General features: G+C 32.6%; 21 protein-coding genes and 3 pseudogenes. 15 read left to right on the top strand and 9 right to left on the bottom strand.

Features of this window, described 5'->3' with window-relative positions; genetic code table 11:
* Nucleotides 1–4: 4 nt before the first annotated feature.
* The 6 genes and pseudogenes from U860_RS0117215 (at nucleotide 5) to U860_RS0117195 (ending at nucleotide 6,766) form a co-directional block, all read left to right on the top strand.
* On the top strand, nucleotides 5–745 hold the full coding sequence (locus U860_RS0117215) for a flavodoxin family protein (RefSeq protein WP_025149538.1): 741 nt from the start codon (nucleotides 5–7) through the stop codon (nucleotides 743–745).
* A 33-nt stretch (nucleotides 746–778) separates the two neighbouring features.
* On the top strand, nucleotides 779–2,929 hold the full coding sequence (locus tag U860_RS0117210) for a peptidase domain-containing ABC transporter (RefSeq protein ID WP_025149537.1): 2,151 nt from the start codon (nucleotides 779–781) through the stop codon (nucleotides 2,927–2,929).
* Nucleotides 2,926–4,266, top strand: a complete 1,341-nt coding sequence (locus tag U860_RS0117205) for a S8 family serine peptidase (protein WP_025149536.1) — start codon at nucleotides 2,926–2,928, stop codon at nucleotides 4,264–4,266. The genes U860_RS0117210 and U860_RS0117205 overlap by 4 nt, the downstream gene beginning before the upstream one ends.
* Nucleotides 4,267–4,287: 21 nt before the next feature.
* On the top strand, nucleotides 4,288–5,364 hold the full coding sequence (locus U860_RS0117200; RefSeq protein WP_025149535.1) for a hypothetical protein: 1,077 nt from the start codon (nucleotides 4,288–4,290) through the stop codon (nucleotides 5,362–5,364).
* Between the two features lie 495 nt (nucleotides 5,365–5,859).
* Nucleotides 5,860–6,012 (top strand): annotated as a pseudogene (locus U860_RS36490) (DUF6262 family protein); the annotation flags it as partial.
* A gap of 223 nt (nucleotides 6,013–6,235) precedes the next feature.
* Nucleotides 6,236–6,766, top strand: coding sequence for an SMI1/KNR4 family protein (locus U860_RS0117195; protein WP_025149534.1), 531 nt, complete (start codon nucleotides 6,236–6,238; stop codon nucleotides 6,764–6,766).
* Nucleotides 6,767–7,134: 368 nt separating this feature from the next.
* Here U860_RS0117195 and U860_RS0117190 read toward each other — a convergent pair whose 3' ends face one another.
* On the bottom strand, nucleotides 7,135–7,359 hold the full coding sequence (locus U860_RS0117190) for a hypothetical protein (RefSeq protein WP_025149533.1): 225 nt from the start codon (nucleotides 7,357–7,359) through the stop codon (nucleotides 7,135–7,137).
* Between the two features lie 235 nt (nucleotides 7,360–7,594).
* Here U860_RS0117190 and U860_RS0117185 point away from each other — a divergent pair, with 235 nt between their 5' ends.
* The 4 genes and pseudogenes from U860_RS0117185 (at nucleotide 7,595) to U860_RS0117170 (ending at nucleotide 10,560) form a co-directional block, all read left to right on the top strand.
* A complete protein-coding gene (locus U860_RS0117185) occupies nucleotides 7,595–7,993 on the top strand; it encodes a VOC family protein (protein ID WP_025149532.1) in 399 nt (132 codons plus the stop codon).
* A 336-nt stretch (nucleotides 7,994–8,329) separates the two neighbouring features.
* Nucleotides 8,330–8,949, top strand: a pseudogene (locus U860_RS31665) (recombinase family protein).
* A 99-nt stretch (nucleotides 8,950–9,048) separates the two neighbouring features.
* Nucleotides 9,049–9,726 carry a serine/threonine protein kinase gene (locus U860_RS0117175; RefSeq protein WP_025149531.1) on the top strand — a complete coding sequence of 226 codons (678 nt, stop codon included), beginning with the start codon at nucleotides 9,049–9,051 and terminating at the stop codon, nucleotides 9,724–9,726.
* 459 nt (nucleotides 9,727–10,185) lie between these two features.
* Complete coding sequence (locus U860_RS0117170) at nucleotides 10,186–10,560, top strand: hypothetical protein (protein ID WP_025149530.1); 375 nt, start codon at nucleotides 10,186–10,188, stop codon at nucleotides 10,558–10,560.
* Between the two features lie 1,570 nt (nucleotides 10,561–12,130).
* On the opposite strand, the gene U860_RS0117165 is transcribed toward U860_RS0117170, so the two are convergent.
* The 5 genes and pseudogenes from U860_RS0117165 to U860_RS36485 all read right to left on the bottom strand — a co-directional run.
* Nucleotides 12,131–12,757 carry a chloramphenicol phosphotransferase gene (locus U860_RS0117165; RefSeq protein WP_025149529.1) on the bottom strand — a complete coding sequence of 209 codons (627 nt, stop codon included), beginning with the start codon at nucleotides 12,755–12,757 and terminating at the stop codon, nucleotides 12,131–12,133.
* 183 nt (nucleotides 12,758–12,940) lie between these two features.
* Nucleotides 12,941–13,405, bottom strand: a complete 465-nt coding sequence (locus U860_RS0117160; RefSeq protein ID WP_025149528.1) for a hypothetical protein — start codon at nucleotides 13,403–13,405, stop codon at nucleotides 12,941–12,943.
* 121 nt (nucleotides 13,406–13,526) lie between these two features.
* Complete coding sequence (locus tag U860_RS0117155) at nucleotides 13,527–14,198, bottom strand: class D sortase (protein ID WP_025149527.1); 672 nt, start codon at nucleotides 14,196–14,198, stop codon at nucleotides 13,527–13,529.
* A 56-nt stretch (nucleotides 14,199–14,254) separates the two neighbouring features.
* Nucleotides 14,255–14,797, bottom strand: coding sequence for an excalibur calcium-binding domain-containing protein (locus U860_RS0117150; RefSeq protein ID WP_025149526.1), 543 nt, complete (start codon nucleotides 14,795–14,797; stop codon nucleotides 14,255–14,257).
* 248 nt (nucleotides 14,798–15,045) lie between these two features.
* Nucleotides 15,046–15,201 (bottom strand): annotated as a pseudogene (locus U860_RS36485) (XRE family transcriptional regulator); the annotation flags it as partial.
* A gap of 42 nt (nucleotides 15,202–15,243) precedes the next feature.
* Here U860_RS36485 and fbpA point away from each other — a divergent pair.
* The 4 genes from fbpA to U860_RS35650 are packed head-to-tail and all read left to right on the top strand — an operon-like array spanning nucleotide 15,244 to nucleotide 16,211.
* Nucleotides 15,244–15,372 carry a Fur-regulated basic protein FbpA gene (fbpA, locus tag U860_RS33570; protein ID WP_081806773.1) on the top strand — a complete coding sequence of 43 codons (129 nt, stop codon included), beginning with the start codon at nucleotides 15,244–15,246 and terminating at the stop codon, nucleotides 15,370–15,372.
* A complete protein-coding gene (locus tag U860_RS35950) occupies nucleotides 15,372–15,539 on the top strand; it encodes a hypothetical protein (RefSeq protein ID WP_205206329.1) in 168 nt (55 codons plus the stop codon). The genes fbpA and U860_RS35950 overlap by 1 nt, the downstream gene beginning before the upstream one ends.
* A gap of 13 nt (nucleotides 15,540–15,552) precedes the next feature.
* Complete coding sequence (dut, locus tag U860_RS0117135) at nucleotides 15,553–16,005, top strand: dUTP diphosphatase (protein WP_025149525.1); 453 nt, start codon at nucleotides 15,553–15,555, stop codon at nucleotides 16,003–16,005.
* Between the two features lie 38 nt (nucleotides 16,006–16,043).
* A complete protein-coding gene (locus tag U860_RS35650; protein WP_162791006.1) occupies nucleotides 16,044–16,211 on the top strand; it encodes a hypothetical protein in 168 nt (55 codons plus the stop codon).
* Between the two features lie 68 nt (nucleotides 16,212–16,279).
* Here the strand turns inward: U860_RS35650 and U860_RS0117125 are convergent, their stop codons facing one another.
* Nucleotides 16,280–16,528 carry a hypothetical protein gene (locus tag U860_RS0117125; RefSeq protein WP_025149524.1) on the bottom strand — a complete coding sequence of 83 codons (249 nt, stop codon included), beginning with the start codon at nucleotides 16,526–16,528 and terminating at the stop codon, nucleotides 16,280–16,282.
* A 199-nt stretch (nucleotides 16,529–16,727) separates the two neighbouring features.
* Nucleotides 16,728–17,327, bottom strand: a complete 600-nt coding sequence (locus U860_RS0117120; protein ID WP_025149523.1) for an undecaprenyl-diphosphatase — start codon at nucleotides 17,325–17,327, stop codon at nucleotides 16,728–16,730.
* Nucleotides 17,328–17,644: 317 nt separating this feature from the next.
* Between U860_RS0117120 and U860_RS0117115 the strand changes: the two genes are divergently transcribed.
* The gene (locus U860_RS0117115) at nucleotides 17,645–18,013 is read left to right on the top strand and encodes a DUF3888 domain-containing protein (protein ID WP_025149522.1); all 369 of its coding nucleotides are present in this window, start codon (nucleotides 17,645–17,647) and stop codon (nucleotides 18,011–18,013) included.
* 379 nt (nucleotides 18,014–18,392) lie between these two features.
* Here U860_RS0117115 and U860_RS0117105 read toward each other — a convergent pair whose 3' ends face one another.
* Nucleotides 18,393–19,001 carry a DUF998 domain-containing protein gene (locus U860_RS0117105; protein ID WP_025149521.1) on the bottom strand — a complete coding sequence of 203 codons (609 nt, stop codon included), beginning with the start codon at nucleotides 18,999–19,001 and terminating at the stop codon, nucleotides 18,393–18,395.
* Nucleotides 19,002–19,183: the final 182 nt, after the last annotated feature.

Genomic DNA, 19,183 nt, shown 5'->3' with positions numbered 1-19,183 from the left:
GCTTATGAAAAAGAATCTCTTTGTCTATTTAGGAACAAGAAATCCAGATTCTCGAACATATCGTTATACAACTCAAATCATTGATTTATTTAAAAAAAAAGCAAATACTGATTTAGGTTTAGATATAGAGGTAGCTTTTTATACTCCTTTAAATTCGACACTATTACCTTCAACAGGGTGTCGCAACTGTTTTAGTTATGGGAAATGTTCAAATGAAAAAAATCCTGATGACCAAGGCGATGAAATTAAAAAACAATTAGAAAAAGCTGACATCGTTTTATTTGCCAGCCCTGTATATTCTCATAATGTCTCTTCTGATATGAAAGTACTAATTGATAGACTATCGTATTGGGGGCATATTTTTAAATTAGTTAATAAGAGTGCGTTTGTTATTACAACATCTGAAAGTAATGGGTCTACGTTTGTAGCCGACTATCTAGAGAAAACGTTTCGTTTTATGGGAGCAACCATTGCGTGTACTACCAATTTTATTAATAGTGAAGATTTTTTAGCTGACGATTATATAGAAGAAACGGTAGAAAAACTACTTTTTGTTTGTAAACCTGAATACAAATTCGACTCTACCAATGGACAAGAAACAACATTCCAAACACTGAAATTGATTTTAAAAGACTATCCAGAAAACCATTTTGAATATCAATATTGGAAAGAAAGTGGATTGTTTGAAAGTGATAGTTTAACGGACTATATGAAATTAAAACTAGAACAGAGGACATACGGGTGACCGTAGGAATCTTTTATAAAGTGAGTGAATTTTATGAGGAAAGTTAATTTTATCCAACAAATGGAATTTAGTGAGTGTGGTTTGGCGTGTATGGCTATGATACTCAATAGCTATGGTTACCATATTTCTTTAAATACATTAAGAAGTGAATATCCTTCTCCTCGAGGAGGATACTCTTTCTTAGATTTAACACTCATTGCGGAGCAAAAGAACTTAAATGCACAGGCATTTCAAGCTTCACTTAAGCAACTTAAACAGCTGAATTTACCAGCGATATTACATTGGGAGCATACTCATTTTGTTGTATTAGAGAAAATAAATGATACACAATTTCATATTGTCGATCCTGCGAAAGGAAAAATGAAACTATCAGCAGAATTAATGGCAGAAAAATTTACAGGGTATGCAATGATATTTCAACCGAATAAAAAATTCCAGCCATTTACAGAAGAGAAAGAAAGTTTTTTTAAGAAATATGCAAAACAGCATTGGCGTTGGCTATTAGCGGTATTAATTCTAACGTTGTTTTTACAAGTAGTTGTAGTTTCGATTCCGCTATTTACCCAATGGTTTACTGATGAAATATTGATGGTTAACGAAACATCTAACTATACAAAAGCTGGATTTATCATAATATCAATATTTACGGGATATTTAATATTAAACGGATCTCGCATGGTGATAATAACATTTACAGAAACTATACTAGATCGTTCGATTATGAAAGATTTTATTAATCGATTATTACGATTACCTTTTTCGTTTTTTGATAATCGTTCAAGTGGAGATATTATCTTTAGAACGAACTCAATTTTTTACATTCGAGATATTTTATCATCTACGTTTATTTCGATTGTAGTTGATTTGTTATTAATTATCTCATATACCATTGTAATGATTAATTACTCTGTTGAGTTAACTCTATTGCTGATTTCTTTAACGATTTTCTTAGCATTATTATTAGTAATTAATAGCAAGGTAATAAAAGTGTTAGTGGATAAAAACCTTAGAGATAAGATAAAAGTCCAATCTTTAATGACTGAAGTTGTTCAAAATTCTTTGGATGTAAAAGTGTTAGGAATTGAAAAGGAGATTATTACTGATTGGGAAAAAAAATATGAGCAGCAGTTACAAAGTACACAGCGAGTTAATTTATGGGAAGGAACAATTCACACATTAACTACTGTGATTCAAATTATCCTTCCACTTGCGGTTTTATGGACAGGTAGCTTATTACTTGCACAAAACAAAATAACAATTGGTACAATTATAGCTTTTAGCTCTATCGCTACAGCCTTTATAACACCAATTATTTCGCTAAGTAATCATTATATTCAATTGATTTCATTAAAAGCATATTTTATGAGAATTGAAGACATATTGGAAACAAAAGAAGAACAATCTCAAATAAAGAATTTCAAAACAATTGATAGGCTTAAAGGTAATGTAGAATTTCAAAATGTTTCATTTAAATATAACCTACTTGGACATAATGTAATTCAAAATGTTTCTTTTAATATTCAATCAGGTGAAACACTAGCAATCGTGGGAGCCTCGGGATCTGGTAAAAGTACAATTTCTAAATTATTATTAGGTTTGTTGCATCCATCCGAAGGCACTATAAAGATTGACGGTGTTCCTATCGATAAATACAATCTTAGTAATTTACGAAAGAAAATTGGTGTTGTACTACAAGAAGCAAGGCTATTTAATGGTACGATTGAAAAAAATATAAAAATGAATGCTAATGTTTCAGAAGAACAAATTGAAACAGCGCTAAAGCTTGCAAATTTATATGATGAAGTACAACAATTGCCTCTGAAATCAAAAACAATTATTACAGAAGGTGGTAATAATTTATCCGGTGGTCAACGTCAGCGTCTTATTTTAGCTCGCGCCTTAGTGCACTTACCTAGACTTGTTGTGCTTGATGAAGCTACAAGTAGCCTGGATAATACAACAGAGCATATTATAAAAATGAATTTGAATAAGCTTCAATGTTCAAAGTTAATCATTGCACATCGTTTAGAAACGATTGTAAATGCTGATAAAATTCTTGTGCTTCAGGAAGGTAAAATAGCTGAAATGGGAACGCATGATGAATTGATGGCAAAACAGTCGATATATTATCACTTATATCATTCTAATACACGCCAAGAAGAATTGGAGGAATTAATGTTATGAAGCCATATATAAAAATATCAATTTTTGCTAGTCTATTTATTATAGGGATTTCCTCGCAAGTGCAGGCAGAAGAAAATATTTTGTTTAATGAAGAAACAACGGTGGAAGAAAAGGGAAAATTCATTGAGGAAGAAAAATTAGAGGTCACTTATTCAATACCAGAGATTAATTTGATCACCGTAGAAAAAGATAAAAACGGAAATGACGTTACATCAGGGAATGAAACTTTAGTCGATTCAATATATACTTCTTCAGAACTTGAATTAGTTGATTCAAATGAAAAGAAAGACGTTTCATTTGAAGATGCTGTTTGGCAAACTCAGTGGGATATGCAAAAATTCACACAAGATAAGTTAAGTTATAGTAAATATCCAGCTAGTAAGGAAACAACAATTGCTATTATTGACTCTGGTATAGATGTTGATCACCCTGATTTAATGAATAGTCTATTACCAGGTTCTAAAAATTTTGTTCCTGCGGGAGGGCATAATAACTCAGAGCCAAATGAAACTGGAAATATTAATGCAATAGATGATATATTAGGTCATGGTACTGCTGTTGCCGGGCAAATAACTGCAAATGGTCTAGTAAAAGGAGCAGCCCCAGGAATTGGAGTTCGTGCGTATCGTGTTTTTGGCACAAAATCTGCGAAAACTGAATGGATTTTAAAGGCGATTGTTGAAGCTGCAAAAGATGGTGCAGATGTAATCAATCTAAGTTTAGGTGAGTATATGCTAATAAAGGGTGAATACAGTGATGGTAAAAATGATATCGGAGAGTATGAAGCCTATAAAAGAGCAATTAATTATGCGAATAAGCAAGGAAGTCTGGTAGTTGCTTCTGTTGGCAATGATGGTGTAGATGTGAGGAATAAAAATGCCATGATTTCACTTTTGGAAAGTAAGTCTTCGGATGTCTCATTGAGTAAAAATTCTAAAATACTTGATATGCCTGCCAGTTTACCAAATGTAATAGCTGTTGGATCAACAGGACCCCATAATGAAAGATCGATTTTCAGTAATTATGGTAGTAATTTTATCGATCTATATGCACCAGGTGGGGATTTTAGATATTTAGAAGAAATGGGCCAAGATGCATGGATAAATGAAGGCTATTTTGAAAAAGAATTGGTCCTTACGACAGCTAATGATGGTACTTATGCCTATGATGCAGGAGTTTCCTATTCTACAGCAAAGGTCTCTGCAGCTCTAGGTCTATTAATTGAAAATAAAAATTTACAAAATAATCCTAAAAAAGTACAACATCTTGTTCAGAAATATTCTGTAAAAAATCGTAACCAACCTATGGATATTCCAAGTTTATTAGAAATGAAATAATTATATTATGGAGGTGTTAAATTGCAAAGAATAAGTTCTCCTTTAGCAATAAGTAGTATCTTAGTTTTGACTTTAATCGGGCTTTTTTTCACCTCATTTTCATCTTATGCGGTTACTATTTTTATCTATCTAACTCTTGTTTTTCTGACAGTTTTTATTCATGAAGTGGGCCATCTGATAGGTGCATTATATGCACGTTTTCAATTTGTCTATTTAATTATTGGCCCCTTTCGTATTGAGCCGAGATTTAAATTATCCTTGAACCATTTGTGGGTTGCATTTGGGGGAGTAGCATCTGCAATTCCAAAAAATCTTAAGCACGCACGTGAAAAATATAAATACTACGTCATGGGTGGGCCACTTGCTTCGTTGTTAACAGCTGTTATATGCTATATATTCAATTATTACATCAAGAATGATTATTTAGCTGGTATGGTAGTTATTAACTTAATTATTTTTATCGTAACGCTAATCCCAATTAATGAAACAGATGGTCATATGCTATTGCAACTTATGAAAGGTGGGAAAATTGCAGATGACCTTGTTATTGATTCTCTACTAGTTAGTGAAATGTATTCAAATAAAAGTCCAATAGATTGGAATCCGCAATATATAGCTATTGCTAGAAATGTTTCTCCATCGCCAGAGCGTGTTACATGTGCTTATATTATATTTTACTCAGATTTGATGAAAAAAGGTTATGTCCAAGCCTCTAACAGTATTCAATATTTTAAAGAAATCCCACTTAATAACGAAAATAAATATGCTTTACAGTTAATAACACATGTACGAATTATTGATCAATTAGTTAAGAATGATTTCGATATAGATTATTGTGAAAGTTTATTTGAGAATCAATCAAAATTAATTGAACCTTTCAGCTATAATCGTAGCAAAGCGATTATTGATTATATGAAAGGGCATACAAGAGAAGCGTTAGTGCTTTTGAATGAAATAGAAAATGAGTGTAGTGTAAAGCTAGAAAAGGCTAGTTACTTTGAAGCGGAACTAAAACTTACTGAAATTATAAGAGAACATTTAACCATAGAGGGGTGCCGCCACATCGCTATCAAGCTAATAAAAAGAAATGCCCCCTAAAATGAAAAAATACGCTATTCTTTCTGTAGAATCATAGGAAAGGATGGCGTTTTTGCACCAGAACCTTTTATTCTGCTCTTCTATCCTTTTTAATTTACCCATTTATAATGTCTGACATTAAATAAAAACTTAGTATTATTAAAGGGTTAAAGAAATATATTGACTTTTAATAAAATCTATGACCATTATGTTGATCACATTGTTTATGGAATGTTAGCAGAAGATTGGATTGAAAATTAATCCTTTATTCAATAAAACAGAAACTATAGACGCTACCCCTATAATCACATTGGGTATATTGTAGTCATTTTTAATATCTATAATAAAAAGAGACAGGGTAGAAATTTTCTTAAATAGACTAAACTAATAAGAGGATATTATGTTCAACATATGAGCATATATCCTCTTTTCTTATACATATTAGATTAGTTATACAGATATTGAAAATATAGTTCAATATGTATTTAATATTCAGGAATCATTACGCCAGCAACAACTTCGAAACAAATTAAGCGGAAAATAAATGACAGTAACAAAGATGCCATCATTGAATCGTTGAAGCGAAGAATCAAGAGGGTGGAAGAGGAAAACAAGCAACTTCGAGAACAATTGAAGGTGGCATATGGGGATGTATATAAACAAATATGAAGTATAAAGAGAACTGTGTTCTCCTTTCCTATTCGACTAGCGAACAAGCTTATCATTTATTACTACAACAACATAGGATAGTTGAACAAGAACAATAGATCTTTATGGTAAAATTTATTTGTGTAAGAAGAAATGAGAATTTGATTTTGAATAAGATTAAAATTTACTAAACAATCCTGTAGTGAAGGTATTATGTTTGAGACGTAAGAGGAGGATAAATAGCATGATAAATCAAGCTGAATGGTTGTGGCAACGTATTATCGAAAGAGGATCAAATTCTGAAGGTAACTTTAAAGAATCATTAAATCTTCAGCCAGGTGCAAGTGATGAAGAGTTTCAACTTATTGAGGATACACTGGGGGTTACACTCCCTGAAGAAATGAAGAGCTTTTACAGAGTGTATAACGGACAAACTTGGGAACCCGAGGTGAATCCATTTGTAAGGAATTTGACTCTGTCCCCTACTTCTGAAATTATCGATAATTGGAAATTTTTACAGGAAGAATTCGATCCTGATGATGATTTAGAGCCAGATATTGAAAAAGAGCTTAAACCAGCTCTTTGGAATTCTAAGTGGATTCCAATTGCGGAAAATGGTGGCGGAGATTACCTTTGCATTGATACAGATCCATCTGAAGTTGGGGTTTCAGGACAAGTTTTATACTTTTACCATGACTGGGGAAGGCGTGCTATTAAGGCAAAGAATATTTTTGCATTCATCGAAATTTGTTTAAAAGAAGAGAATTGTGAATAAATGTACTTAAAGTAACGGGTGCTCTAGTTAAATAAGAACGGACATTACATATTAGTCATATAAAATATGTAATGTCCGTTAATTTATCTAACTTTTTTCATCTTAGGTCTTGATAATAAAATTAGTGGTCGCTGTGATAATTGCGGCAATAGCTCATTCAAAAGTTCCGCTAAAGATTTCATCTTCTTAAGAGAATGTCGTCAATGCGGTATGAAGAAAATCATTTAGCCCTATTCAGGGCTTTTTTCTTTGTAAAATAAAAAGCAACAGAATGGATGCTAGTTAATCAAAACTGTGCAAAAGCGTTAATTTAAACGAGAAAGACAGGTTAATCACACGTAATAGCATAAAAAATAAACAAGGGTATTTTATTCTTGATTTTTCTTTTCCCTTTCGTTCTCTTCTCCTTCTTCTATATTCCATTCATCGCCCCAGTAAATTTGAATTTCATCTCCTTCTCGCATGTTGTCATAGGCGGGAATTGTAACTTGAACACCTTCTCTAGCATTTTCTATATTAATCAATTCATCCGTGTCTGGAGTTTTTGGGATTGCTAATTCTTCTTTTGAATCATTTGATTTATTATTAGTCATCTTCAGCTCTCCTCTGTAATTAAATAATTTCTACGTCCTCTGATATCATTTCCACTTTATGTAAGTTTATGCCTGTTCAATCGTCTCGTAGTGTACAGTGATAATAAAGTTGTTTAAAAAACACCGGTCATGATATTCAACAACCGGACCATTTTGTTGAATATCAGAAAGAAGGAATGTATACAATTGTGTTGAAGTAGATCAAGGTCGATGTTTAAAAAATGGAGGGGTTATGGTGATTATTGAAACGACTGTGCAAGTTCGTGTTTCAGACTTTGAAAAGGGAAAGGAATGGTACAAGTCACTACTGAATAAAGAGCCTGATTTTGTACCTCATGAAGGATTTATTGAGTTTGAACTCGTACCCGGGAGTTGGTTACAGGTAGCCGAGGGAACGCCAACAGAAGGTAGCGGTCCTATACGCATGGGTGTGATGGATATAGAGGCTGAAAGGGATAGAATGATAAAGGAATTAAATATTGAGCCTTTTGAAATATATTCAAGAGAAGAGGTTCCCGTAAAATGGGGAAGCTTTACAGACCCATGGGGGAATCGCTTAGGTTTTTTCGAATATTTGAATGAAAATGAAAAGGATGAAACAATAAAAAGAGTTCATGGGACGACGGCTAAGTAGTTAGTCCTTATAACCACCCCCTCCTCAACTAAAGGGCTCTATTGTTGAATAAACCTTAGATTTTTAAACGACTTTATTGTTATATTTTTGAGTACAGTGAAGTATCTTATATCGAAAATTAAACAACTATATTTTAACCCCGTCCTAAATTTAGAACGGGGTTATGCTTGTTTTAGGTTTTAAAATTAAATAGCTTTATTGTCTTTTTACATCCATCTGTAAAAGTATACCTTTACAGATACATAGGAAACTATAAAAAACCACGTCTATAAATATCCGTTTATTTTATATATCTTTACAGATATAATTGTTATCATTATCAATGAGGTGTAGCATATGAAACATAAAAAATTTGGCTATGTACGAGTTTCAAGTAAAGATCAAAACGAAGAACGACAAATTCAGAATATGAAGGATTTAGGAATAGAAGATCGTGATATATTTATTGATAAATAATCTGGAAAAATATAGGGTGAAAGAATTACCAAATGCTAAAGTGTCTTGTTCGTACAGGAGATACCATTGTGTTTGACTCCTTGACAAGACTTGGAAGAAATATGAATGATACATTAGAAGAATTTAGATATTACGAAAAACATAAAGTAAATTTACAATTTATAAAGGAACCATACATTAACGTCAATTACACTGGAGAAAGTACAAATGATGTTATTCAGAGTGCAATTCAAAAAGCAACACTGACAATATTATCTGCCTTTGCAGAAAAAGAGCACATTGATATTAAACAACGTCAAGCTGAAGGAATTGCTCTTGCCAGAAAACAAGGTAGACGTTTAGGACGTCCGCCTGTCGAAATAACAGAAGAATTTACGGATGCTTACAAGGAATGGAAATCTGGTTCAATTACAGCAGTAGGAGCCATGAAAAAGTATGGCATCAAGCGTTCTTCTTTTTATAAGCTCGCTAAACAGTATGAGGAAAGAATAAAAGAATAGAGAGACAAAATTTTAATTTGTTAAGATAGTAATTGAGGTAGCACCAACATTCGTTAAAATGTGGGTGGGACCCCTTTTAGCAAAACCGGAGTGGAAATGATGAGTATAAATAGTTTTGTGGGATTGATAAAGGACGAGTTATTAAAAGAGGTAAGCATAAGAAGTGAGGATGAATTCGAGCCTGTAGTAGTTAAAGATATTCCTAGACTTTGGAAGTGTTTAGGGACAGGTAATTATGCCGCAGTATTTATGCACAAAGAATACAAAGATTGGGTAGTGAAAGTTTATGCGCGAGAAGGAGAAGGAATTGAAAAAGAGTCGGAAGTATACCGAAGAATCGGAAATCATCCTTCTTATTCGAAGCTTATATATAAAGGAGAAAATTTCATAGTATTGAAACGTTTAAAAGAAATTACCTTATATGATGCTATTCATAAGGGGATTAAAATTCCTAAGCAGGTAATCCTTGATATCACTGAAGCTTTAGAGTATGCAAGGGAACAAGGATTAACTCCTTGTGATGTTCACGGGAAAAATGTGATGATGGAAAACGGAAGGGGATATGTAGTCGATGTATCTGATTTCTTAAAAACAAAAGAAGATAGTAAGTGGAGAGACCTAGAAAAGGCATATTTTACATTTTACTTGCCTTTCATTTATAAATTGCCTTTCCCTGTTAAAATACCGTATTTCATGTTAAACATTGTTAGACGTTCATATAGAAAATATAAGAAGCTTAAAAAGAAATTCAAATTGCAAAAGGACCGTACATTTTAGATATGTCTAATATGTACGGTCCTAATTTTATAACTTCATGAAGTAATCAGGGGTACCGCCACATTGCTATCAAATTTAAATTTTATAATGCCCCCAAAACGAAAAATTTGTGTCATTTATCGAAAGAAGTTCATTTTTATCGTTTTGGGGATACTTCAAAATATATTAAGTTGATGGTGGTGTGGCGGTACCCCATATAGATTTTATCTAATTATTAAAGAATATTAAGATAATTAATAATAATACAAGCAACGCATATACTATTCATTTCTTTGTTATCATTATCACTTTTTATTTGTGACAACTTTTTGAACAACGGATTATTATACATAATCTAAAAAAAATAGAGCATAGTGTAGAATTTTGTCTAATGATATGTATGTACACAGTCTATTTGTTAGATATAGACTGTGAAGTGTAAGGATCTATCTTATAAAAAATTTAAAGGAGGCTTATAAAATGGGGAAATTCACAGGGGTTTCAAAGTTTACACTTGCTACATTAATAGGAGTAGGTAGTTTAGGTGCCTTTTCTCAAACGGAAGGTGTAAAAGCTGAAAGTTTGGATCGTATTTCTCAGAAAAATGTTGAATTTAATTCATCTTCTACTATCGCAAATACTTTTGAACAAAGAGCTAATATTGTCCCTGAATCAAAAGTAATCACAAGCCATTATGTGAAGTACTCAAAAACAAGTTATCAGGTTAAAGATAGTATTCCAAAAGAAATTTATTATTCATCAAATGGTTTTAAAGGTTATATACAAGCAACAACTATAATTGATATTGGTGACCATTTCCTGACTCTCTATTCTGGAACTGTAATCCGATGTTAATTTCATGATTACGTTTATGAAAAATAGTTTAAAACTTGTGGATTTATAAAAAATAAACCACAAAATTATTCAATTTCATGGTTTATCAAATAAAAGATAATGCTAAGACTAAGTCTAATACTCTCACATTACCTTCCCCAAAGTTAATTATAGAGTATTAAAGTATTACTGTTCAATAAAAAAGCACTCGAATGAGTGCTTTTTTAATTGCTATTCCTAGTGGAATTCTTTTTCGTTTGTTTAAAGTACTATAATTCAATTCTGATAAGTGTATTTGAGAACTTCTAAGTCCTTTAAAACTAACCACTTACATTCTTCTGTATTTACATATATCTATATTTCTGATAATTTATTATGATATAGATGTTAATTTAAAGTAGTTTATACGAAATAAATAGTGGGATTTTTAGGGAAGAAAGACGGACTTTCATTTATGAATTAACATAATTTTCAAATATTAAGCCTCTATATATTAATATTTGTTATATAATGAAATCAAGCCATATGTAAAATGGTTTCCCCGTTACGAGTAATGAGATAGTTTAATTCACCTTTTATACATTATTTGAAAATGAACTTGTAGTGATTCCTACAAGTTCTATTTGCTTTTCTTATTGTATTAGAGCAGAAACTTTTAAATATAACAGAGACAATAATGAGGTATTTAATTCTCGTTTGCTAACTAAAGTTATGTATTTTTGAATTTTAATAGGTTTCATTAATAAAAATATTTTAGACTATAGAATAAAACATTAGACTGTTAAAAAAATAAGCAAAAAGGGAAGAACCACCAATATTCTTCCCTTTTTGCCTGTAATTAGGGTTTCTATATTAATGAATATAGAAGATTATAAAATGTTGGATGCAACAGTTTACTCTTGAAATTATAGCAAGAGTAACAGGTGTTTTTTTATGCAATATTGCATAAAAAGATTATTGTTTATCAAAGATACTGTCTAAAGATAGACAATAGTACATATTTTTTTGTGTTTAGTTTTAAATAAAGCTTGTTTTAAAATCAAACCTTACTTGTAATATGAACAGAAAAACTCTATACCACTCTACCCTAATCACCGAGTTTGATACTCTTGAGAAAGAGCTTGTATCTTAAGGGTAAAGGGTTTGTCTTTATTTATTATTATGGACAGTGATTTAGAGAAATAAACATACTCCGTGATTAGGGAATAGGTAACTAGTTAAAACATGTGAGAGCTCGGTAATTAGGTAAATAAAAAATGCCGTATCATTCTCCCTGTAAGGAGGCATGAGGGGGCATCATGCATACCCATCAACTTAAGAAAAATAGACAATAAAGCTATTATATTTTTACACCAAAAACAAGCATAATCCCGTTCTAAATTTAAGACGGGGTTAAAATATAGTTGTTTAATTTTGATATAAGATACTTCACTGTACTCAAAAATATAACAATAAAGTCGTTTAAAAATCTAAGGTTTATTCAACAATAGCGCCCTTTAATGGAAGATTGATCTACAATATCAGAGTGAAATAATCACCTGATTCATAGAAAAACCGCGGTTTATACTGTAATCCGTGCCATAACAAAGCATTAGCCAGTTCCCATGTGTTCAATTAATTGAAATGCTGTCGGGGTTGGACCATTTTCGAGCCTCAAGCGAATTAAATTAGCACACTCTTCAGGGTTTAGTACTGAAGTATCGATTTCTAAGTCATAAATACCGGGCTCATGGACGGACTCTTGCCATAGTTTTACTGGTAATGGGATCGAACCATCTTCTGAGTAACCAACTTTCCATGTTTCTATCCGTCGTTTCATAATAATTTCAATTGGACAATGTACCCCTACAAACATAACTGGCAGTCCCTTTAGTATCCGTGCACATTCGGGCAGAATTCCCCGTGGGACGGAATAATTGTCATGATGACCGACATCAACTACGACGTTTATCCCTAAACGACTGTGTGCAGCAATAGACTCATACATGGCTTTATATATAAGTATAACCAAGGGCTCAATATCGGGTCGCTCGCCACCAGGACGTAACCCAATACCTGGCTGATAGCGTTCTGGGGTCATTTGCATGAACCGATCTACTCCTAAGTTCATCCACACACCTTTAAACGTACTCTGGATTACAGTGGCGATGCTGGATTTCCCAGATCTAGGAGTGCCGTTCATAATAACAATTTGTCCAGGTTTATCCATTGGTAACATACAAGAATACCCCTTTCATGATTCTACCTTGTAATCTTAACTCCGATTTTCCCTATAAAGGAATAACTTACAAATTCAAGAATGATCCTCAACAGTCCTTTCTTATTTCACAATCTGACCCAATTGTTGAATAACATAATAAAGTCGTTTAAAACAACTTTATTATGTTTTAAACGACTTTATTTACTTCACTACCTTATCCATAACCTCTTTATATTTATTAAACTCTTCATCTTTCATATCACCATTCATTTGTAAAAGGAAATTCCCTTTAGCGTATGTATGTGAGAAAAGTATTGGATTTGAGTTACTCAAATCATCATAGTACTTCTTAGCTTTTTCTAAATCTTCTTTCTTACTAAATTCAAATAAACGGCCACCATTATCCTGACCAAGTGCGGGAACTAAGATACGTTTCCCATCTTTACGCATGTTTCCAAATTCTTTTTGTGGTAGATCCGTAGCATTTTCAGCTTCTAGCCCAGCTTTCTTAAACTCATTAATAAGTGATGTTGTAGTAATTGGTTCAGGCTTTTTCGCTTCTTGTTTCGGTTTCGATTCACTTGCGGTTTTTTCATTCGAACTACAAGCAGCCATCCCCATAAGTAATGCGCTACAAGTTAATGCTGTAAGTAATTTTCGTTTCATTTTTTCTTTCCTCCGTACATTCAAGTTGTAAGATTTATAGAAATCATAACAAATCCAGTTACAACTGTCTTGTCATATTTTGTCGAATACAAATAAAAAAAGAGAGCCGAAGCTCCCATCTTCAACGAGTGGAGAGTAGAGATGATTCAATTATGTATCGATCTGGAGCGTCTCCTATATAGTCAAAAGGATAACAAGTTGTTAATGTTAATGTTGGCTCACTTTTGTCTACAATAACTGTTCGATCTTCTGAATCCGTTATCCAATGCTTGTTAATTCTATATGTATATGTTTTATTTTCATATTCCACGATAAGTTGGTCGTTTTCCTTTAGTTGACCAAGCTCGGTAAAAACAGTATCTCTATGTCCACTTAGTACTGTATGACCATTTCCAGATGGTGTAGTAGTTAAGTCACTAACAAACATACCTACACCTTTTTTCAGTACTTTATCGTCAGCTCCCCAATATACAGAGTATTTCTTTTGTATTTTAGGGATAATTAAATATGCCACTTTATCTCCTAATTGATGGTTTACCTTTGATGCGGGAATTTGTACAGGTTCTTCAGGTTGTAATGAAGTCTCAGTCTTTGTTTCTGTTTCTGTCTCTGTTTGATTGATGTTTGTTGTTTCATTTTCTTTAGAAGGTGTGGAGGTCTCATAGTGTTTTGCCTCGTTAGTCGTTAGCGATTCTGCTGATTGTCTAGCACCATACCATTCTAGAAAATAATAGGAAAAGATAGTAAGTCCAATAACAATTAAAAATAAGCCTATCCATTGTTTTTTATTCATTTTTATCACTCCATTTGAAAACGACAGGATTTCTCCTGCCGTTTTAAGGAACTATTTTATGCGTTTGTCTTTTTGCGACGGAACATTAATACAGATCCAGCTAATGCTAAGCCTAAGCTTGCTAACATCATTGTAACACCGTTTGATGCTGTATTAGGTAATTTTTCACCTTGTTTTTTAGTTTCTTTTTTCACAACTGTATTAGTATTTTTCTTTGTTTCTTTTACAGTTGTTTGAGGCTTAGTATTTGTTGTTTGGTTGTTTTGTTTTGAATTCTCTTGTTTAGTGTTTTCCTGCTTAGTATTTTCTTGTTTAGTTTGTTCTTGAGGTTTAGTAGTTTCTTTACTTTCGGTTGTAGTATTTGTGTTCTTTGGATATTTATAATCTTCACATGGAATGCCATCTTTATCATTGTCTAAACGATGTGGATCATTTCCAACACCATATCCGTTTTGATCCCAGAATGCTTGAGCGTCTTGTTGGCTTTTAAAATGTTCACAGTTTTTTGTATCATTAGGACTCTTGGCTGCAAATGCAGCAGAACTGTACCCCACTGTTAATAATGTTACCGCTGTTGCTGAAGCTAATAATTTTTTCATAATTTTCTCCATCTCCCTAAATGGTATGTATTTACATTGAAATATTTTACATTTAAAAAATTAAAAAAACAATAATAATTTGTAGATAAATGTAAGATTTCTAGATAATAATAGCAAACTGTTAATTCGTATATTGTCATATTATGTCGACGGCAAATAAAAAAAGAGAGCCGGAGCCCTCACTGGTTAATTTTTTTAAAACTTGACCTCTAGCAAGTGAAAATGGTTTCTTTTATGATGAAATCAAATCACAGTATGTCTTTGTTGTTTTGCAACATTTTCACGTACAATGAAACTTGCTTCGCAAAACGCCCTTGTTGACGTCCATCAAGCTCCTCATAAGCCCTTTGGACATCATTAAATAGTAACTCTAGTTATGCATCTTCCTTCTCGTCTTCGAAGCTACCACGTAAGTATAAGAAGAAACAAATCAGCTAGGAGGTAACATGAGCGAGAAAGATAGGTTAATAGAACAATTGATTGATAGGCATTTCTTTAAATTGCCAGGTGACAGGGAGCTATACGAAGGGGCATGCGGGGAGCTAAGGCAATTATTGAAAGGAGATGAAGAGTAATGAAAAAAGAAACTGCGGTGCAGGTGCAAAGTGAACTCAAAGCTATAGAAAGTGATATTCGTAATCTGGAATACCACCTAGTCATGATGGATGGCGAAAGGCAGAAGACGAAGAAAACTTTGGGAGAGCTGAAGAATCGGAAAGAAGAATTGAAGAGTTATTTATAGGGAGCGGGTATGAATGAATTTACGAGTGAAGATTAAGCGATTGAATGAATCAGTGGAATTACCACGATATGCAAAGCCAGGTGATAGTGGTTTTGATCTTGTAGCAGCGGAGAAGACACTTATATGGCCGGGCGAAACTAAGGTCGTGCCAACTGGATTAGCTTTTGAGATTCCACCAGGATACGAACTACAAGTGAGACCGCGTAGCGGTATGACGTGTGATAAAAAGTTACGTGTAATCCTTGGAACGGTTGACAGTGGTTTTAGGGGAGAGGTTGGAGTCATCGTGGATAATACTGCAAAACCTTCTGTGCTTAGATCAGAAGCAGCAGATGTTATTCAGCGAGGAACACGCATTGCACAAGGCGTCATAGCGCCAGTGGAAACAGCAAACTTTGTGGAAGTGGACGAGCTATCGGATAGTGAGCGCGGCATAGGTGGTTTTGGATCAACGGGAATAAAGTAGTATCAAATTTGAATTTTGTACAGAAAGGGACGGTAGAAATGGATACAAATCTACATGTATTAGTGAGACTGGCGGATTCTTGTAGAATCGAATCATATATTATTGCTGAAACAGAAACGGATTGGGAAGCAACATATGATGAATTTATAAAGAACGGATGGAGACATTCGTTCACAAGAAAAATTGAACTCAGCATAGAAAATTAAACAAAAGCGTTATTTGAAACTGTTCATGAGAAAAGAGCACCATCGCAAGTGCTCTTAGAAAAAACATCTTATATTCTGTTTTGAGCTACGATTTTAATATTCTCTGGTGGAATGATATCTTGAATTTTTTCTTTTAAATCTACTTGGGCCATTTCTTCAAGATGTTCAAGTGAAACTTCAAAGTTTATGCATTCCGCAGTTGCGATGTTTAATAAAGAATAATTTTCATTCTTTTTAACAACAAGATATTGTGATTGATCTGTTATTACTATACATCCTTGTTGAATTCCTAATTTACGATTATCTTCAAAAGTCATAAATAAATCTCCTAACATTTTTCTGATAGGAATTGTACTACATAAAAATGTTAGTGTCTAGTCGGTCTTATGTAAGAACTAAAGTCAAATAAAATCGTTATTTAATAATAAAGAGCGCTTTTTAAAGCGCTCAATGACCTAGACAATATTGAAAAAGAATACTCAATAATATATGTAATCTTTTTAGTGTGTTCCATAATCAAAAGTTGTTCGATTTGTTTTTGGATGGTATTACATTTTGCTCTATTTTTTCATAAAGATTAAGTAAGTGTTTGATAAATGTAATTTTCGGTGTTAACCAATACGAAAATAGTGCTGAAATAATTCCTATTAGAGCCCCTGTTACGACATCGAAAGGATAATGAACTCCTACCCAGATACGAGAAATAGCTACACAAAATGCAAGTACAAGCCATAACCACCCAGTCTTTTTACGAACAAGCCAAAATGAAAAACAAATTGAAAAAAATAGAATCGTATGGTCGCTAGGAAATGAATTATCTACTGCATGATCGACAAGTTTATTAACATTAGGTAATACTGCAAATGGTTGATAATTCAAATGCAAATGCCTTACTAATTTTCCAATTATTTCAGCAGTTACGAAAGCAACCATTGCTTGAATAATCATCATTTTGTTTTTTCTAGATTGAGTAAACCAATAAACCATAATAATTAAACCTAAAAAATACACCATATATTCCGCCAAAAATACCATAGTTGAGTTTAGGGATGAATATTGCTTCCCTAAGTCATTGATAGCTCGAAAAGCATCAATATTTAATTGAGAAAAAGACATTTTTAAATCGCTCCTTATTGTGTGTCTATAACTTTATTATGTGAAAATTTTTTTAACTGAGGCTTAACAGTTTCTTAATTAATTCTTAGTTATTTCTTAACAATTCTTGTTTGTGTATAAGGGGAATTATAGTAAAGAGTTTATAGTGAAAAAATTGATTTTAGTGACATTAGTCTTACAAAACTGTAAGGATTAGCTCATTAAAGATTTTTAATAAAATAGTTATTTGAATAAAAAGAAGTTAAATAAGGGTGAAAAATAGTCATCTCTTATGCTGGGGAGGTTAACGGATATCTAAATTAATAAAGGATGAGTATATGTTGAAAAGTAAAGTGATTAGTTTGTTTTTTGGAATTATAATGGCAGTTTCATTTTTAAATCCGTTAGATACCAAAGCGGTTAATATTAATGATCAAGAGTTTTATGATTCTTATAATACTTTATTAGCACCATATGCAAGTCAAGTTATCAGAAGGAAGCTTGGACCAGATTATCAGTATAGTTTAACGGACACAAAAATTATAAAAATTGAACGGTTCCCAAAAGAAAACTTTAATTTTATTGTTACAGTTCAATATAAAACTTATATAGGGGCTCATAACCCTCCGAATGGCATTGAAACTATTACTTTTAATATAGATCCAAGTGGAGTAAAGGTTATAAATTTTGTTCATAAAGATGCTTAAAGAAGAAGTAATATTCTTCTTCATACATTGATGAGAAGGATATTTAAGTTAAAAAATGTAATAAAAATTTCATTTTGTAGAAAAGGGGAATGGATATGTGTACTTATTGGGAAAACGCAGTTAAAGAATTCTTCAAGAAACAAGAATGGGAACGAAATAAAAGAGCAGCTAGCAGAAGCTAACTGCTCGGCCTTAGAGAGTGGTAAAAATATGTTGCTAGTTGAAAGATCATGATGCAGTTCTAGCATGTGCAGCAGATTAAATATTATGAGGAGGGATGAGAGATGAGCCAACTATCGGACAAGAAGATATGTGTCACCATATCGAAAACATAAAATTGCACGTTTAGACACAATTTTATGTTTTGAACAGAAATTCTTTATTTTATTAATTTGTAGGTTGATACAGTTCCCCAAACGAAAAGAACCAAATAAAAAAGTCTTTGTAGTAGACCTGAAGGTAAGGGAAAAAGAAAAACAAGTGAGATAAGGATTGTTATTACTATTAAGCTTAGTAAACAGAAATATGTCCATTTTCTAGCTTTTTTAAGATTCCTAGCAAAAATAAATAGTCCTGGAAATACAGTAAGCATACCTATCCAAACTAGAATAGAATGCCCAATTAGGTTTACATCTGCAGGAATTAATCCTGAAACTATATTGGAGACTCCCAGTATAAGTATAAAAAATGTTGCTATTTTATTAATTCTTGTTTTTTCTAGATGTTGTGAAATATATAGTACTCCAATACAAAATGTTAATCCATTAATAATAAAAAGTAAATTCATCCAAAAATGATTAGGGGAGCATATTTCATAAGGAGCTAGTTCGTAGGTGAATTCTCCACAGGTTGTTACTCCTAGATCACTCATTGCATGATGCAAATAGTTGTAAGGTGCTGTAGAAGTGAAAATAAAGAAAGGTTCAATTAAAAAGTATAGACAAGTTGTAATCCAACTAAATAAGCCAATTCTGTTTGATATATACATTAGATTCCTCCTTTGAAAAAAGTATATTTCCATTATAGGGGTTGCATCACTGAAAGTGAAAAATTGTAAGTTGATAGTCGATAACCATGTTCAATAATATAGGGTTTTCTGGACAAATGTGTCTAGCGGAAAGACGTATAAAAAAATGGATGGAGCAAGACTTAACAAAATAATCCTTTGTG

The sequence above is a fragment of the Bacillus sp. H1a genome, assembly GCF_000633475.1.
Classification (GTDB): Bacteria; Bacillota; Bacilli; order Bacillales; family Bacillaceae_G; genus Bacillus_A; species Bacillus_A paramycoides.
The sequence above is the reverse complement of the archived record's forward strand: the minus strand, read 5'-3'. Positions and strand labels throughout refer to the sequence as shown.

What these genes read in the sequence shown, in the direction of transcription:
- U860_RS0117170 (WP_025149530.1), top strand. Translation starts at nt 10,186, where the DNA reads ATGGGGAAATTCACAGGGGTTTCAAAGTTTACACTTGCTACATTAATA.
- U860_RS0117195 (WP_025149534.1), top strand. Translation starts at nt 6,236, where the DNA reads ATGATAAATCAAGCTGAATGGTTGTGGCAACGTATTATCGAAAGAGGA.
- U860_RS0117190 (WP_025149533.1), bottom strand. Translation starts at nt 7,359, where the DNA reads ATGACTAATAATAAATCAAATGATTCAAAAGAAGAATTAGCAATCCCA.
- U860_RS0117215 (WP_025149538.1), top strand. Translation starts at nt 5, where the DNA reads ATGAAAAAGAATCTCTTTGTCTATTTAGGAACAAGAAATCCAGATTCT.
- U860_RS0117165 (WP_025149529.1), bottom strand. Translation starts at nt 12,757, where the DNA reads ATGTTACCAATGGATAAACCTGGACAAATTGTTATTATGAACGGCACT.
- U860_RS0117150 (WP_025149526.1), bottom strand. Translation starts at nt 14,797, where the DNA reads ATGAAAAAATTATTAGCTTCAGCAACAGCGGTAACATTATTAACAGTG.
- U860_RS0117155 (WP_025149527.1), bottom strand. Translation starts at nt 14,198, where the DNA reads ATGAATAAAAAACAATGGATAGGCTTATTTTTAATTGTTATTGGACTT.
- U860_RS0117120 (WP_025149523.1), bottom strand. Translation starts at nt 17,327, where the DNA reads ATGTCTTTTTCTCAATTAAATATTGATGCTTTTCGAGCTATCAATGAC.
- U860_RS0117105 (WP_025149521.1), bottom strand. Translation starts at nt 19,001, where the DNA reads ATGTATATATCAAACAGAATTGGCTTATTTAGTTGGATTACAACTTGT.
- U860_RS35950 (WP_205206329.1), top strand. Translation starts at nt 15,372, where the DNA reads ATGAAAAAAGAAACTGCGGTGCAGGTGCAAAGTGAACTCAAAGCTATA.
- U860_RS35650 (WP_162791006.1), top strand. Translation starts at nt 16,044, where the DNA reads ATGGATACAAATCTACATGTATTAGTGAGACTGGCGGATTCTTGTAGA.
- U860_RS0117115 (WP_025149522.1), top strand. Translation starts at nt 17,645, where the DNA reads ATGTTGAAAAGTAAAGTGATTAGTTTGTTTTTTGGAATTATAATGGCA.
- U860_RS0117175 (WP_025149531.1), top strand. Translation starts at nt 9,049, where the DNA reads ATGAGTATAAATAGTTTTGTGGGATTGATAAAGGACGAGTTATTAAAA.
- fbpA (WP_081806773.1), top strand. Translation starts at nt 15,244, where the DNA reads ATGAGCGAGAAAGATAGGTTAATAGAACAATTGATTGATAGGCATTTC.
- U860_RS0117210 (WP_025149537.1), top strand. Translation starts at nt 779, where the DNA reads ATGAGGAAAGTTAATTTTATCCAACAAATGGAATTTAGTGAGTGTGGT.
- U860_RS0117160 (WP_025149528.1), bottom strand. Translation starts at nt 13,405, where the DNA reads ATGAAACGAAAATTACTTACAGCATTAACTTGTAGCGCATTACTTATG.
- U860_RS0117125 (WP_025149524.1), bottom strand. Translation starts at nt 16,528, where the DNA reads ATGACTTTTGAAGATAATCGTAAATTAGGAATTCAACAAGGATGTATA.
- dut (WP_025149525.1), top strand. Translation starts at nt 15,553, where the DNA reads ATGAATTTACGAGTGAAGATTAAGCGATTGAATGAATCAGTGGAATTA.
- U860_RS0117205 (WP_025149536.1), top strand. Translation starts at nt 2,926, where the DNA reads ATGAAGCCATATATAAAAATATCAATTTTTGCTAGTCTATTTATTATA.